This window comes from Bacillus alkalisoli (genome assembly GCF_002797415.1).
Taxonomy (GTDB): Bacteria; Bacillota; Bacilli; order Bacillales; family Bacillaceae_I; genus Bacillus_CD; species Bacillus_CD alkalisoli.
Genome location: NZ_KZ454944.1, coordinates 3,461,411 through 3,476,866 on the forward strand (window position 1 = coordinate 3,461,411; position 15,456 = coordinate 3,476,866).

The following is a 15,456-nucleotide window of genomic DNA, read 5'->3' on the forward strand; positions in this document are numbered from 1 at the left end:
GAGCACTGGGCTTTATTCAGGTCAGGGAGTTAAAGCCCACTTTCCTACCTTAAATATCTCCTAACCCGAAACCAACCATCCAACCCATTCTCATAAAAAATTGTATAGTTTTTCTTTTTATGTTGACTTTTCTTTCCAACGGTTTTATAGTTAATTACATAAGTAACTAACCAATTAACTAACTAAGTAAGTAGGTGATGAAATGGACTCACGTTTGATGGAAGACAAACCAATTTTCGTACAAATTGCAGAACAACTTGAAGCAAGTATATTGGATGGTTCCATAAGTGAAGGAGAACGGGTGCCTTCCACCAATGAGTTTGCAAAACACTATAAAATCAACCCCGCTACAGCAGCAAAAGGAATTAATCAGCTAGTTGATGAAGATATTTTATTTAAGAAAAGAGGAGTCGGAATGTTTGTGGCTGAAGGAGCTAGGAACAAAATCCTTGCGAAGCGTAAAAAAGCTTTCTACAGCGACTATGTTGTTCCATTAAGGAAAGAAGCAGAAAAGTTAGGAATTGACCCACAAGAATTACAAGCTTATTTTCAAAAGGAGGAATAATAATGAAAATAGAAATGCAAAACGTGACGAAAAAATATGGCGCAAAACTTGCATTGAATAACTTAAGTTTAACTTTAGAAGAAAATAAAATTTACGGATTGTTAGGTCGCAATGGTGCTGGTAAAACGACCTTAATGCAGTTGCTAGCAGGTTACATGCTTCCATCAAGTGGGAACATTCTTGTGAATGGAAAAAAACCTTTTGACAACCGTGAAGTATTAAAAGATATATATTTAATTAACGAAAGCAATAACTTTATGAGGAGCTTTAAAATAAAAGATACATTAAAAATGGCTTCTTTATTTTATCCAAACTGGTCCCAAGATACGGCTAATCGTCTTTTGAAAGTATTTCACCTTGACGAAAAAATGAAGGTAAAAGGCCTTTCTAAAGGTATGGAATCTGCTCTTGGTATTATTATCGGTTTAGCTAGCCGCACAAAAATCACTATTTTCGATGAACCATATATTGGATTAGACGCATCCGCTCGTTACACATTTTACGACATCCTCTTAGAAGAATACGAAGCCTACCCAAGAACCATTATTTTATCTACCCATTTAATTGACGAAGTAAGTAACTTATTTGAAGAAGTGATTTTGATTAAAGAAGGAGAACTACTTTTCCACCATACAACGGAACAATTACTCGAGCTAACAGTGAGTATTTCTGGCAGCAAAAAGGCAGTAAATGAATTTATTGAAGGAAGAAATGTTGTCCATACAGCCGAACTAGCAGGGCATAAAGAAGTCACTCTTTTCGGGGAAAAGTACGATAAGTCACACGCAAAAGAGCTTGGCCTAACGATAGAGCCAACCAATATTCAGCACTTAATGGTTTACTTAACCGAGGAAAAACAAGGGGGAAAACAATATGCTTAGAGATTTAAAAGCTATTCTTTACTTTTTTGCCATAGATATGAGATTTTCCTTTTCTATATTTTGGACTATATTTATCGCGAGTTCTTTTTTCTTACTAGCGATCTCGTACAGTTTTTCTGTAAATATGGTTGTATCCATAAGTGTAGCAACGTACGTTTTCTGCGGAATTGCAGGGTTTTTACAAACGAAAATAACTTTTCCGTATTCCATCAAATTTGGTTTTACGAGAACTCGTTACGTTCTCGGCAACTTAGTCTTTAACGTGCTACTTGCTGTAACTATGTCCGTTATTCATTTACTTGTTAATTCTTTATTAAATGGTGCTACGAGCATACTACAAACTACTTCTTTTTCCATTCTTACAACAGTAGAAGGAACAACATTAGCGAATACTTGGTATAACCACATGCTTGTAGATATTGTGTTATGCAGTTTGTTCTATAGCGTTTGTTTGTTGCTTGGATCGGTGTTTTATCGTTTAGGATTAGCTGGTGGGCTAATGTTGGTCGCACTTGTTACGGTTACTATATTCTTCCCTGAAACTAGAAACGTTCTAGTGGAACAATTTGTTGCGATGGATAATGGATCAATTCAATTATCTTTACCATTCACTCTTTTGATTACAGTAATAGTTTTATCAGCCTTACCAGTATGGCTTATGTTGCGTAAAGCTTCCACTATAGCCGGAGTAGCAAGATAAGAATCGGGGACGGGGTTCATTTCACATCACATTCATTCATTGAATGTGAAACGAACCCCGTCCCCATTTCTCACCCATTTTTCTCATTCTAAATCTTCCTTACTAATCCAACCTATTGTGTTTGTTTTATTTAAGGTGTGGAAGAACAACTTTTCGTTGTGAGAATTGGGGACGGGGTTTGTTTTCTCATAAAGGATATTAATAGTCTATCAAGCGTATGTACCTCTCTTTAAAATACATTCCACCTCATTAGCAGGTAGAGGACGACTATAATAATAACCTTGTCCATATTTACACCCATTTTCAATCAAAAACTCCACCTGCTCTATTTCTTCAATACCTTCTGCGATTAGATCAAAATGCAGATTTTCTCCCATTTTTATCATCGTTTTTACTAGTGCTGCTGTGTTAGAATTTGTTAAGATTTCTTTAATAAACGTTTTATCTATCTTTACTAAATTAATTGGTAAATGATTCAAAACACTTAATGAAGAATACCCTGTACCGAAGTCATCAATAGATATCTTTACTCCTAGGTTCCTTATTTTTTGTAACACGGTTGCACTATGGGAGATATTTTGCATCACGCTTTCTGTAATCTCTAAACCTAAATAATCTGATGACAATTGACTTTCGGATAACGCTTTCTTAATTTTTTCAATAAAATCTATGTCTTCAAATTGAATAGTGGATACATTGACGGCTACTTTTATCATAATTCCTGATGATTGCCATATTTTATTTTGTTTACACGCCTCTTTTAACACCCAGTTTCCAATAGGAACAATCATTCCTAAATCTTCCGCTATCGGGATAAATTCTATAGGAGGAATCTGACCTAATTCCGGATGTTTCCATCTTATTAACGCCTCTACCCCGTATATCTTCCCTGTTTCTAGATGTATTTTAGGTTGATAATGTAGTTCAAATTCATGGTTATGAAGTGCCTTCTTTAATCCTTGTTCCAATTTTCGTTTCCGGTCCATTATATTTTTATCTTCTGGTATATAAAATTGATAATTATTTCTACCTCGTTTTTTGGCCCAATACATGGCAGTATCCGCATACTTCATAAGTGTGGTAATATCTTGACCGTCCTTAGGAAAAATACTAATACCTATACTCGGTGTTGTATAGTACTCCTCACCTTCTATATAAAATGGTGCTGTAAAATCTAGTAAAATCAGTTCTGCTACTTGTTTTACTTTCTCCTTGCTTGTGTTTTCTAAATATAATATAAATTCATCTCCACCTTGACGAGCTACTACACCACCATCCACATTTGCCACTAATCTATCACTAACTTGAATTAAAAGTTTGTCCCCAGCAGCGTGACCTAACATATCATTAATCATTTTAAAACGATCAATATCAATAAACATGACAGCTAACATGGTTTGATTTTGTTTACACCTTTCAAATGCTGATTGCAGACTAAAATTTAGCATTGTTCGGTTTGGTAGTCCTGTTAAATTATCATGATAGGCTATGTACTTCAGTTTTTCTTCCATTTGTTTTCGTTCGGTTATATCATATGCTACACCATTTAATTTTAAAATTTTACCTTCTTCGGATCTCATTGCTTTTCCAAAGAGCTCAAACCAATGTACTTCTCTATTTTTGCGAAAAAATCGAAATTCACATTTTGCAGGATATCCTAATAGCAAGTCATGATAGAAGATATCTACTCTTTTTTTATCATCTGGATGGACTATTTTAAGCCAAAGGTCATAATCTTCTTCAAATTCTTTTGCCGTATACCCTGTACTTTTCTCAATCCCTTTGGACACTTTTATTCTGTTCGTTTTTAAGTCATTTTCCCATAGAAAAGAATAGCCATTATCAAAATGACTTTGTAATTCTTTTTTGCTTAGTTTTAACTGATTGGCATAGTATTGAAGTTGATCATGTTGCTTTCCAAACCACCACCCAAGGGCCGTGAAAATGATGGTAGCAATTGCGTCACTCATAGGAATATAACCTATAATTCTATAATCACTTATGATGAATACCATACAAAGCGAAAATACTAGTATCGTTCTCGATATTCTTCCCTTATATCGCATTAATGCTAACTCCTCTAAACAATCGAATTAGTGCCAGTTTACATGGAATATTCATTCCAACTATTAGTATTCTTATTCTTTTCAAAAGTTCTGAACATATTCTTTTTAGATGTGAAATGGGGACGGGGTTCATTTCTCATTCTTTAATTGAATGTGAAACGAACCCCGTCCCCAACTTCCCTTTTCTGAAATAACATTTTAAAAGGTAACTTGTAAGCCAAAGCACTTCTCAGATATACATAACAGCATTACTAATAAAAATCAATCAAACGTTTGTTTAAAAATTAGTATGTTAATATAACCGATCAAAATCTTACATATAAAAAAAGTGCCATCCCATATCCGCTTAAGTTTGAACGAATTTAGGACTGACACTGTGTAATATACTTAAAACTCATTTATGTAAATTATAAAGTCGCTGTTCCACCGCCGTTGCTTCTTCATAATTAGTGGCAGGTACAGCTATTTTTGTATTTAGAAAGGCAGATTTATTACCTCTTTCCGGATATGGATCCACATAAATTAACATAGAAGCTAGGTTTTCTTCTGTCATCAACCAGCCAAAAAATTTTGTTACAATTTTATTATTTTCAAACTTTATATAGTTCATGTTACCGACGAAAAAGTCCATGTCAATCCATGCTTCGTCCGGATAGTCTTTTGTTATTTCGTATTTTTCGATAAAAATACTTCCTTCAAACTCTGATTTTCGAAAGAGTGGTCTCTTTATTTTACCTTTTACACTCACGCTTGTTACTTCACCAACTTCTTGCTCTTCATCACTATACTCATAAGCAGGATATTCCATGTCAATCTTCTTCGGAAAATCGTAATAATATAAAAAAGCCCCACTTGGAATCGGTACTAAAATAGCAAAACATATTAGTATAAGATCTATGTTTTCTTTTATCTTCAACATGTCAGTATCCTCCTGATTATGAGGGATTAATTTTATTGGTAATATTTACATAAGTTTATTCTCTACTTAACCTAAAAATCCCTTTTTATTTTGAAAAAGAGGGACGGGGTTCGCTTCACATTTTCGAAGTTTAAGGGAATGTGAAGCAAACCCCGTCCCATTTTCACATCTCACATAATTTGATTTTCATTCCTATTTATGATTTAATGTTGATAAATCGTAATAATTACTATTTTCAATTAGGCTGAATTAGGAGGTTTATTAAATGGCGAAAAAATCAAAAGTGGTGAAAGAGTTAAAGCGTCAGAAGCTAGTAGAAAAATATGCCGACCAAAGAAGAGCACTTATGGAAAAAGGTGACATTGAAGGCTTAAGAAAATTACCTAGAGATTCTTCCCCAACTCGTCTTAAGAATAGATGTGAGGTGACTGGAAGACCAAGAGGGTACTTACGCAAATTTAAAATGTCTAGAATTGCTTTTAGAGAGTTTGCTCATAAAGGACAAATTCCTGGTGTGAAGAAATCTAGTTGGTAAAGAACTGAGGTGTGTTGCATTGAATGAGTATTTTGCTAGTTACATGAAAAAAAGTATAATCTCTTCTCTTCCCCAAGAAAAGAAAATGATTTATAAATTCATTGAGGATATGGAAGGAAGCTATGAATCACAAGCTGAGACACCTGAACAATACTTTCAATTACTTACTAAAAATCATCCGTATCATATTGCGTCGATACATTTTAGTTTACCATCTGACGAAATTCGAAGAATGATACAAGAAGTTGAAAGAGAAATTTCTGTAAAACTAGATCAAAGACTTCAATCAGCATGCTTAATAGACTATACAAGTTCTTTTAATCAAAATGATAAAAAATTTTTCTTCTATTTATTATGACAGACGGGGATTGTTTCACATTATTAGTAGTAAAATGTGAAACAAACCCCGTCCCCATTTCACATCAATCGTGTTTATTACGAGGAAGTGGTAGCCACTTTAATACATCTTGAATTTGTGCATCCCAATAACCCCATTCATGATTACCTGGGCTAAAGGTTGAAGTTAGTTCGACGTTGGATTGCTCACAAACCTCTTTAAACTTTACATTTTGGTGGTATAAGAAGTCCTCTGTACCACAGCATTGATAAAGAAGGGGCATCTGATTTTCACCACTTTTTTGCTGCAATAACCAAAGCAAATCATTCTCCGTATCTTTTACTGCTTTATCACCAAAAATTAGCTCAAACCCTCTTTTTCTTTCTTCTGGCATTATTTCCATTGTATTCACAACATCTAATGCCCCAGATAAGCTAGCTGCGGCTGCAAATTTTTCTGGTTGGCGAAGTGCCCACTTAAAGGCACCGTAGCCTCCCATAGATAATCCGGCAACAAAGTTGTCTTCTCGCTTGTCAGATAGATTAAAAAATGTTCGAGCTACTACTGGTAACTCTTCTGATAAGAATGTCCAAAATCGGTGACCATTCTCCATATCCGTATAGTAGCTATGATGTACTTGCGGCATAACTACCGCTAAGCCTAATCCGTCTACATAACGCTCAATAGAAGTTCTGCGGGTCCAAATGGTATCATCATCACTATATCCGTGTAATAAATACAGAGTAGGAAGCTTTGTATCCTTCTCTATATTATTTAGTGGTTTTTGCGGTAATATTACTGTCATGGAAGTACTTAAACCTAATACTTCGGAGAAAAAATCACATTTTATTATTGCCATCTTTACTCTTCCCCCCTATAATTTAGCCTTCCAAACAATTGCTTCGTTAGGTCTTAAGAGCCTTGAATAAAGATAATGTGGCGGTCATAATTGACCACCACATTACTTTTATAGATATATAGCTATATTGTTGGAGTCTTCGTTCAGTAAGGACATTAATTTCTCACTATCTACGAACAGTCCGCCTTGACGGTATCTATTCGAAGTTGTTTCAGCCTCTATCTTTTGACCATTAATTTCCATATACCTTTCACCTGATTGTAGGTGGTACGTAAAGGTAACAGGTCGTTCATTATACTTATAAGCAAATGTTAGTCCATCTAAATGGTTTGGAAGTACTGGGTCTACTACTAATCCACCATTATCCTGACGGATACCTAGGCAATTACTAATAAGCTGGTTCATATAGATTCCAGGTCCACTGGAGTAAATACGCCATCCACCTTTTACTTGCACACTTCCATCACGTAATTTCCCGAACTGTTCTTGTGCTTCATAACGTGAATTGAATTTCCCGTCAGAACTACTGAAGTATGCGTTGCTTTGTCTACGTTCTGCATTCGGTACAACGTTTTGAATACCGATTGGATTAATCATGGATAAGCCTTTCCATGCTTCCTCTTCTTTACCTAACTTCGCCATCGCTTCTACAAAACGAATGTGAGCATGAACGTACTGTAAACCTATTTCTCTACCAAAGTTAGAAGCTTGTTCCGCACGTTTGAAGTGCTTACTTACTCCGCCTTCGTATTTCGCTGGACGGTTCATTAAGCGTACGCCGTCTGGGCAATAAAACTCTTTTTTGATCAACTCATAGTGAGAAGCTGCTTGTTCTGGTGTTAATAGTTCACTAATCATACTTCTTGTCATCGGAAGTAGACGATAGTTAATACCAGTCTTTGTATCTTCTGGATGAACCATATATTCTACTTTTCCTGGCTCTTCCATGTAAACAAAGCCTGGAATTACGTCTGTTTTAAGCATATATTTCTTAAAGTCTGCTTCAATGCCCTCGGCTAACGCCATTAGCTCTGTTGCTTCCTCTTTGTTAACTTCCTCTAGTACAGTAGCAAACTTTTTCATTACTTGATACGTTAAAGAAACGGTCCAGCTACTAACCATGTAGTCTCTTAATTGTGCGTTAGCAGGTTGAAGCGTATCATCCCAGTCTCCATCACCATAGGAGCTTAAATACGTATCATGAACAAAGTTGTTTTTCATATAGTCAATTTGTTTTTTCGCGTGATCAAAAATAGTTGCTGTTTCTTCCGTTAAGTCAAACTGGCCACGAATTGTATACGGAACTTTTTCCTCTAGAATAGAGAAGTCCTTTGTAACGGATAAATAATCTGCAAGCACCTTTAAAGGCCATACGATAATGTCTCCATGACTTTCTCCTGCTTGAATTTTGTTATAACGGTCGAACATGAACCATTGAGGCCAGTTGCCATCGTCTTCAAATTGGTGACTGTACACTGTTTTCAAAATTTCTTTTACCGATTCATATTTCTGCGTAGCCATGAAATATTCTGTCGGCCCTTGGCATACATCACGAGTTCCCCAAGCTGCACCACTATACTGCTCTAAACCGTGTGGTACAGTGAAATGCACTAACATATTATGTGTGTACCACCATGCAACACTGTTCACTTTTTCTAAATCTTCTGTTTCTCCACCATTTTGCGATAAGTCAAAGCCATTCATACATTCGCGTAAAAATTCACGGTAACGTGCAATTTCATCCGCAGCATTTTTCTCTGTAAAAGGAACTTCCTCACCATATAATAAACCTTGAATCGTCATCGTCCAATCGCTAGTGCTATCAAGTTCTAAAACTACTAATGCTGCAGAATTAAGGTGTGCATTTTCTACTAATGCTTCTTCATTACTAATCGTCATGTTCGTACCATCAACACAGAACTTGTATGTTAACTCTGGATAAACATTTGCACTCATAGAAGATTCATGAGCTGTAAACGTCACAACCCCGTTTTCTTCTTCCATAACGAATGGTGTTTCTAACTCGTTCGCATTTACAACCACTTGGTTTGTCACAAGGTAACGGTATTGTGTCCCGCTTTCTGATTGAACATGTAGTTGAAGCTCTGGCGTGTCCACCATTGTGTAACTTGTAATGATGATCATATCTGTTGCTGTTTTGTAATACCAGCGTGCATAGTTAAAACCAATTTCATACATTGAAGGCATCGTTAATAGTTGGTACGTTCCTTCTACTTCTACATAAATACGTTGACCTGATGTTTTGAAAATATTTAATGCATTACGAGCATTAGAAAGCATCTTATTAAAAGAAGTATTTCCAACAACTACTTGAGAATTAAATATTCCGTACATATAAGATGTAGACGAGAACACATTTTCCTTCATTTTGTCATTTTGACCAGTCATGATAATATGACCGTGTGGACGTTCAACAACTAACTCTTTCTCTTTTAACACGACATGCTCATGTGTTTCTGTGAAGAAAGATAATAACGTATCTCCATCCCACTCTTCTTGACGTCTAGTCGGGAAGTATTTATTTACTTCATCGATTGTTAAGGATTCCGAATGGACTGGTGTACCAATTTTCTCAGAGATTCGAACCTTAGGTTGTTCCACCCCAAGTTCAACTACTGTCCCTTGGATACTTTCCCACGCAAGTTTCACTTCGTCTTCAAACTCTAACTCTATAATTGCTTCTTCATGGTTTTCTTTAAATAAGCCATAGAACACAAACTGTGTAGCACCAGCTAGTGTTACTTTCTCAGATTGTAGTGCTGTATAAGCAAACTCATATTGGTATACTTTATTTGGAAGCGAATCTTGTAATAATACTTCTGGTATATCCGTCTCTTTATAAGGTAAACCGAAAAATTGGAAGCCATCTGTTAAATAGCCTGTTGCTTTTGTTAATGAACCTTGTTGCATATAAGGGAATCCACCAGGTTGTGGTTGGTTTTGTCTAGAACATACAACATAACCTTTTTCCCCTGTTTCAAAAACAGTGTGGTCTACATATTGGGAAACGTATGCTTCATTGTTACGAACAGCACCTTTACTCGCAATTGACATGTCTTGTCCGTAAATCACATCAACTTCAACATTTTCCCCTTCTACTTTCACATCCCAGAACCAAACACCGTGAGTAGTTAAATGGAATGTTACTTCATAATTTACTTCCTCAATGTTTCCTTTCCAAGTCATTGCTTTTTCCGATGCATAAAATGTGCTTGGAGATTTCACGCCTAGAAGAGGAAAAACTTGCATTCCCCCTTCACGATGTAAACGTAAGTAAATGTTATTTAATGATCCATCAACAGGGTTAGCTAATAGTTGATTAATCATCACCCAGTTATGACTTGCTTCAAATAAGTCACCACTGTTTAAGAATGTAAAGTTTATTTCTCCCGCTTTTAGATTGTATTTTGACGTTTCAATTGTTGTTGTCATGATGTCCTCCTATATTGCGTTATTTTACTAATACGAATTCTTTTTCTTGTGTTTCTACGCTGTTAGGACCAGCAAATGCAAGGAATTTTCCTGCATCACTACTAAACTGTAAATCAGCATGGTGGTAACGAAGCATTTCTTCTGTAATCGTGAATGTAACCGTCTTCGTTTCACCTGGATTTAATGTAATCTTTTCATACCCTTTTAGTTCTTTTAACGGTCGTACAACTTCTCCAACAAGATCACGGACATAGAGCTGTACAATCTCATCACCGGCTACATCACCGTTGTTCGTAACATCAACCGTTACAGTTATCGGTTGATCTACTGTAAGTGTATCGGTAGAAAGTGATACTTCACCGTACACATAGTTTGTATAGCTTAGTCCGAATCCGAATGGAAGAAGTGGCGTATTTGGAATATCTAAATATTTAGATACATATTCTGTCACAGGTTCATCCTGCGGGCGACCTGTATTGAAGCAGTTATAGTAAACTGGAACTTGACCAACTGAATATGGGAACGACATGGTAATCTTACCTGATGGGTTTGCATCACCGAATAATAAATCCGCAACAGCTGCTCCACCTTCTGTTCCTGGGTACCATGCTTCTAACACTGCATCTGTTTGGTCGATAACTCCGTGTAAATCTAATGGACGTCCATTGAACAATACTACTGCCATTGGCTTGGCTAATTTCTTTAACTGGGCAATTAAGTGAAGTTGTGCTTCTGGTAAACGAATATCTGCACGACACTTCGCTTCTCCACTCATTCTGGAATGCTCACCTAATGCAAGGACGATCACATCAGCATTTTTTGCCGCGTTGATTGCTTCTTGAAGCTGTTCTTCTGTTCCGGCCTCAATATCACAGCCTTGCGCTACGAAAAGGTTGGCTGGATCCATTTTCATCTTAAAGCCTTCATCTACTTTTACTGCAACCTCTTGTGAACCTTGCCAAGACCATGGGCCTAAAATGTCGCCATTATGTGCGAAAGGACCAATTAATGCGATTTTTTGTTCTTTTTGTAAAGGCAGCACATTGTCATTTTTCATTAAGACACATGATTTTGTTGCTAGTTCTCTCGCAACTTGACGATGTTCTTCACTTAAAATTAACTTTTCTTCTAGTTCTACATTTGCGCCACGATATGGATTTTCGAATAATCCTAGTTTTTCTTTTAATTGCAAAATACGTAGCACTGATTCATTTAGTAAGCTTTCAGAAATAGTTCCATCTTCAATTAGCTCTTTTAAATTAGAAATATAGCAAGGTGTCATCATTTCAATATCAACACCTGCTTCAATTGCCTTTTGCGCCGCTTCTTTTTCATCAGCAGCTACTCCGTGTGCGATGATTTCTTTTACAGCTCCCCAGTCAGAGATAATAACACCGTCAAAGCCCCATTCATCACGAAGTATTTCTCGCATTAATTTTTTATTTCCAGTAGCAGGAATGCTGTCCACTGTATTAAATGCTGTCATTACCATTTCACAGCCTTCATCAAGAGCTGCCTTATATGCTGGTAAATACGATTCACGAAGAATACGCTCGGACATATCTACCGTATTATAATCTCTTCCAGCTTCTGCAGCTCCATAGGCAGCAAAGTGTTTCACACAGGCTGCAACTCTGTTTGTATCATTCGTTAAATCCGATCCTTGGAATCCACGTACCATTGCTCTAGCAAAATCGGAATTTAGGAATGGATCTTCACCAGTTGACTCCATTACTCTTCCCCAGCGAGGATCACGAACTAAATCTACCATCGGTGCAAACGTTACATGCACTCCAGATACAGCAGCTTCTACTGCTGCAATTTCTGCACTTTTCTCTGCTAACTCCATGTCCCACGAACTACCAATTGCTAATGGAACTGGAAAAATAGTTTTAAAACCGTGGATGATATCTGCCATCATTAGTAAAGGGATGCCTAAACGGTTATTTTCCATGTATGTTTTTTGTATGTTCATAACTTCCTGTGCACCAGCACCACCAAGAACGGAACCGCTATTATTTACTATCTCTTCGTTAATCCCCATATCCTGCATCGGACCTGTAATTTGTCCTTCGTGTGAGGATCCTTTATAAAATAACGTTGCTAATTGTAGCAGCTGTGCTACTTTCTCATCTAATGTCATTTGTTCAAGTATTTGGTGCGAGCGACTTTTCGTCATATTACCCCTCCGTTAAACTAGAAGTTTTCTTTTATCTTGGCTACATGCCAGCATAAATTATTTAATTTTATGGCTCTGTTAAAGACCGCTGTTGATTTCCGCGCAAGTCTCCGCTTTTCGCGGGCGGTAAAAAGGAAGGTTATTTTCACTGTCGTGAAAAAACCTACTCCTCGGCTTCGCCTGTGGGGTCTCCAGGCCACCGCTACTCCCGCAGGAGTCTACGACTTGCGCGGAAATCAACTGCTAGGTTGGTATCAAAAATCAACACTAACCTTTAACAGAGCCAATTTAATATAGTATCTGATGATTTATCAATAATTGAAACGTTACAATAAAAACTCAAAAAAATATTTCAATGAAAAAAAGATAGGTTTATTTACAAAACTACTTTTTCATTGAAACGTTTCAATAAAATTATTATATAGGTTTATGTATACGTTTTCAATGTTTTTATGACGTATTTTTGGAGCTTTTTATTTTTTAAATAAATGAAGAAAAAGAGACTGTACAAAATTTTGCTAATTAAAAATATATAGGAGCTGCCCCAAAGAGCAAACAACCGTCTTGGGGCCAATTCAATTTATGTTCACTTGGGTATGCCAAAACCTCTTTTATATCAAGTTCATTCTTGAGTTTTTCTTTGGAGATAATGTTCTTGATACGTCTAATCAAGTTCATTTTTGTCTTTTTCTTTGACGATAATGAACTTGAGACGCCTTATCAAGTTATATTTGTAAAAAACAGCACAAAACTCATCCTTCATGCCGCCTCGCCTACCTTGACCTGTCCAACGATAATCTGGCAACCTTTTACCTATATCCTCAAGCATATGCAATGAGCCTTCTTGCGTTCCGATAACAAGTGGAGAATGGTCCAAAATTATTTTAGACACTTTCTCTATTCTGTATGGCCATGCATTACTACCATCCTGAGGGACATGAACCCTAATGTTAAACGTCATTACTTTTAGTTCCATCTTTTCACCACGCTTTTCTAATTGAAAATCGTGCATTATTTCTCTTCTACTTTTGTTAAACGTTCCGTAAAGAAGTTCATTCCGTGTTTAAATGCAGCTAGTCCATATAACATTGAACTCCAGTCAATTAACGTTACTTTCGTTGGATACCAGCGTTCTGGCTGTTCTAGATGCCACCAAGAGTAGCGATGTAATCCATATTGATAAGCAGCGCGGAACTTATTTTCATCCTCTTTATCATTTTCATTCGTATATACATCATACGGAATGTGAAGTTTGTACAACGCATATAGATCATGTATTCCCGCAGGATATACTGGAAGGAAACCAGCAACAATATATGCAGATGCAATATCGTGTGGTGCATTATTTATTTTATCCGCATGATATCCACCGAAAAGCCCATCATTTGGACCTGCTCCATAGCCCCATACGTAGGATGGAACATCATCAAGCTCTTTCCACTTTAAGCGATCGGCCGTACAAGCATTCTCATAAAATTCCTTATAAACTTCGCTATCCCCATAATTCGGTACAAGATAGAACGGGAACTGATGTACAAATGATGACAAGAAGTTTTTCCCTGCACTGTCCGTAAGTACTGGAATATCGCGGTAGTTGACGATAGGTAAATCTTTTATTTTATCTTCTGAGAAGTTTTTATACCATAGATCTTGGATGTCTTTGTTTTCCGGTTGCCCTAATAGTGCAAGGTAGGCAACGATGACATATTCGTTATATGCAGGAAGAGGAAGTGTCCCTTTTCCTTCTTTCACGACCATGTTAATGACACCCGTATCTTTATCAGCTACAACAACACTCCAGTCAATTTCCTTTAATAGCTCTTGTGCCATTTCTAGTATATGAGGTGCTTTTTCTTTAAAATGGTGGCCAGCAAAAAGAGCACCTGCTATTACGATTGACGTATCAATCGTGGAAATTTCTGATTTAATATTTTCACCTGTTTCCATATCAACGAAGTGAGCGAAAAATCCTGTTGATTCGTCACGAGCAACGGAGCAACCCTCTACTTCTCCGCGAAGAGCTTTTAATGTAGTAGTCACTTTCTCCTCCGCATTATCTGTCCATCCTTCTAGATCAGCGACACAAAGGCCAATTAGACCAACGCCTGTAGCTGCAACCGAGCAACGAAAATCTGGGTTTTCTCCTAATGTCATAAAACCGTCTGCATATAGGCCTGTCTTAGGGTGACGAGATGCTTCTAACAATTCATAGGAATCACGATACTGACGATCAAAGAACGTTTTTACGTCTTTTGGTAATTTTGAATAAAAATCTGTTATAGGTTTCATATAAATATTCCTCTCCACTTTGTTATTATTTGAATCAGTTTCATAATTACGGTGTGTTAAGTGAAAAAAACAATTAATACTAAATAATTTTGCATTTTAATACTATATAATTCTGCATTAAATGTTTATTATATTTATGAATCAATATTTTCTTTTGAAATCTTAAATCTATCGTCCGCGGTTCATAGATTAAAGATTCCATTCAACCTTACATGACATTTAACCTAACACTTCCATTGAAACGTTTCAATGAAAGTGTTATTTTTTATTCTAAAGTGATGAAAGCGTTTTATCAAGGGTTTTAACTAATTTATATAAAATTTCTAGAAAATGTCTTGTCTAGGAGTTGCAGCGAGTTTCTTATCTAACCAGATAAGAAACCCAGATTAAGCGTGATTTAGAATATTTACCTCTATATTACTTCTAGGTCCTCATTATCTGGCAATGCAGGGAATGGATTGTGCGGCGCCGCTTGATACCAATAGGCAACCGACGCAATTCATTATTACACCATTTCTACCATTGCAGATGAATTAGGATTTGAAACAATCCAGTCATTTAGCCGTTTCTTTAAAAATATGGAAGGTGTCCCCCCTACTTATTACAGAAGGAACACCGATTAATTACAAACGTTCCGTTGTGCGATTTTGTACTTAAACTATCGGTTTTATGT

At 36.5% G+C, this 15,456-nt stretch carries 13 protein-coding genes; 6 read left to right on the plus strand and 7 right to left on the minus strand.

Features of this window, described 5'->3' with window-relative positions:
• Window positions 1–202: 202 nt before the first annotated feature.
• The 3 genes from CDZ89_RS17345 to CDZ89_RS17355 are packed head-to-tail and all read left to right on the plus strand — an operon-like array spanning window position 203 to window position 2,146.
• Window positions 203–565, plus strand: coding sequence for a GntR family transcriptional regulator (locus tag CDZ89_RS17345; RefSeq protein ID WP_096155644.1), 363 nt, complete (start codon window positions 203–205; stop codon window positions 563–565).
• Between the two features lie 2 nt (window positions 566–567).
• Window positions 568–1,446 (plus strand): ABC transporter ATP-binding protein, encoded by an 879-nt coding sequence (locus CDZ89_RS17350; RefSeq protein ID WP_096155645.1) that lies wholly within the window; start codon window positions 568–570, stop codon window positions 1,444–1,446.
• Complete coding sequence (locus CDZ89_RS17355) at window positions 1,439–2,146, plus strand: hypothetical protein (protein ID WP_096155646.1); 708 nt, start codon at window positions 1,439–1,441, stop codon at window positions 2,144–2,146. Before CDZ89_RS17350 ends, CDZ89_RS17355 begins: the two co-directional genes overlap by 8 nt.
• A gap of 209 nt (window positions 2,147–2,355) precedes the next feature.
• Here the strand turns inward: CDZ89_RS17355 and CDZ89_RS17360 are convergent, their stop codons facing one another.
• Entirely contained in the window at window positions 2,356–4,212 is a 1,857-nt protein-coding gene (locus tag CDZ89_RS17360; protein WP_096155647.1) for a bifunctional diguanylate cyclase/phosphodiesterase, read from the minus strand.
• A 394-nt stretch (window positions 4,213–4,606) separates the two neighbouring features.
• Window positions 4,607–5,131, minus strand: coding sequence for a hypothetical protein (locus CDZ89_RS17365; protein ID WP_096155648.1), 525 nt, complete (start codon window positions 5,129–5,131; stop codon window positions 4,607–4,609).
• A gap of 265 nt (window positions 5,132–5,396) precedes the next feature.
• Here CDZ89_RS17365 and rpsN point away from each other — a divergent pair, with 265 nt between their 5' ends.
• A complete protein-coding gene (gene rpsN / locus CDZ89_RS17370) occupies window positions 5,397–5,666 on the plus strand; it encodes a 30S ribosomal protein S14 (protein ID WP_096155649.1) in 270 nt (89 codons plus the stop codon).
• A 19-nt stretch (window positions 5,667–5,685) separates the two neighbouring features.
• The gene (locus CDZ89_RS17375; protein WP_096155650.1) at window positions 5,686–6,024 is read left to right on the plus strand and encodes a hypothetical protein; all 339 of its coding nucleotides are present in this window, start codon (window positions 5,686–5,688) and stop codon (window positions 6,022–6,024) included.
• Between the two features lie 64 nt (window positions 6,025–6,088).
• Here the strand turns inward: CDZ89_RS17375 and CDZ89_RS17380 are convergent, their stop codons facing one another.
• The 5 genes from CDZ89_RS17380 to CDZ89_RS17400 form a co-directional block, all read right to left on the minus strand.
• Entirely contained in the window at window positions 6,089–6,862 is a 774-nt protein-coding gene (locus CDZ89_RS17380; protein WP_100334091.1) for an alpha/beta hydrolase, read from the minus strand.
• Window positions 6,863–6,970: 108 nt separating this feature from the next.
• Window positions 6,971–10,315, minus strand: a complete 3,345-nt coding sequence (locus CDZ89_RS17385; protein WP_100334092.1) for a GH36-type glycosyl hydrolase domain-containing protein — start codon at window positions 10,313–10,315, stop codon at window positions 6,971–6,973.
• Window positions 10,316–10,334: 19 nt separating this feature from the next.
• The gene (locus CDZ89_RS17390; RefSeq protein WP_100334093.1) at window positions 10,335–12,494 is read right to left on the minus strand and encodes a glycoside hydrolase family 3 N-terminal domain-containing protein; all 2,160 of its coding nucleotides are present in this window, start codon (window positions 12,492–12,494) and stop codon (window positions 10,335–10,337) included.
• Between the two features lie 664 nt (window positions 12,495–13,158).
• Window positions 13,159–13,506 carry an endonuclease/exonuclease/phosphatase family protein gene (locus CDZ89_RS17395; RefSeq protein ID WP_096155654.1) on the minus strand — a complete coding sequence of 116 codons (348 nt, stop codon included), beginning with the start codon at window positions 13,504–13,506 and terminating at the stop codon, window positions 13,159–13,161.
• Window positions 13,506–14,783, minus strand: coding sequence for a hypothetical protein (locus tag CDZ89_RS17400; protein ID WP_096155655.1), 1,278 nt, complete (start codon window positions 14,781–14,783; stop codon window positions 13,506–13,508). The genes CDZ89_RS17395 and CDZ89_RS17400 overlap by 1 nt, the downstream gene beginning before the upstream one ends.
• A 512-nt stretch (window positions 14,784–15,295) precedes the next feature.
• Between CDZ89_RS17400 and CDZ89_RS20580 the strand changes: the two genes are divergently transcribed.
• A complete protein-coding gene (locus tag CDZ89_RS20580; RefSeq protein WP_406564933.1) occupies window positions 15,296–15,406 on the plus strand; it encodes a helix-turn-helix domain-containing protein in 111 nt (36 codons plus the stop codon).
• The last annotated feature ends 50 nt before the right edge of the window (window positions 15,407–15,456 follow it).

Bases quoted from the DNA above. Each gene is read 5' to 3' on its own strand.
- CDZ89_RS17360 (WP_096155647.1), bottom strand. From the start codon at position 4,212: ATGCGATATAAGGGAAGAATATCGAGAACGATACTAGTATTTTCGCTT.
- CDZ89_RS17350 (WP_096155645.1), top strand. From the start codon at position 568: ATGAAAATAGAAATGCAAAACGTGACGAAAAAATATGGCGCAAAACTT.
- CDZ89_RS17390 (WP_100334093.1), bottom strand. From the start codon at position 12,494: ATGACGAAAAGTCGCTCGCACCAAATACTTGAACAAATGACATTAGAT.
- CDZ89_RS17395 (WP_096155654.1), bottom strand. From the start codon at position 13,506: ATGCACGATTTTCAATTAGAAAAGCGTGGTGAAAAGATGGAACTAAAA.
- CDZ89_RS17385 (WP_100334092.1), bottom strand. From the start codon at position 10,315: ATGACAACAACAATTGAAACGTCAAAATACAATCTAAAAGCGGGAGAA.
- CDZ89_RS17355 (WP_096155646.1), top strand. From the start codon at position 1,439: ATGCTTAGAGATTTAAAAGCTATTCTTTACTTTTTTGCCATAGATATG.
- CDZ89_RS17400 (WP_096155655.1), bottom strand. From the start codon at position 14,783: ATGAAACCTATAACAGATTTTTATTCAAAATTACCAAAAGACGTAAAA.
- rpsN (WP_096155649.1), top strand. From the start codon at position 5,397: ATGGCGAAAAAATCAAAAGTGGTGAAAGAGTTAAAGCGTCAGAAGCTA.
- CDZ89_RS17380 (WP_100334091.1), bottom strand. From the start codon at position 6,862: ATGGCAATAATAAAATGTGATTTTTTCTCCGAAGTATTAGGTTTAAGT.
- CDZ89_RS17345 (WP_096155644.1), top strand. From the start codon at position 203: ATGGACTCACGTTTGATGGAAGACAAACCAATTTTCGTACAAATTGCA.
- CDZ89_RS17365 (WP_096155648.1), bottom strand. From the start codon at position 5,131: ATGTTGAAGATAAAAGAAAACATAGATCTTATACTAATATGTTTTGCT.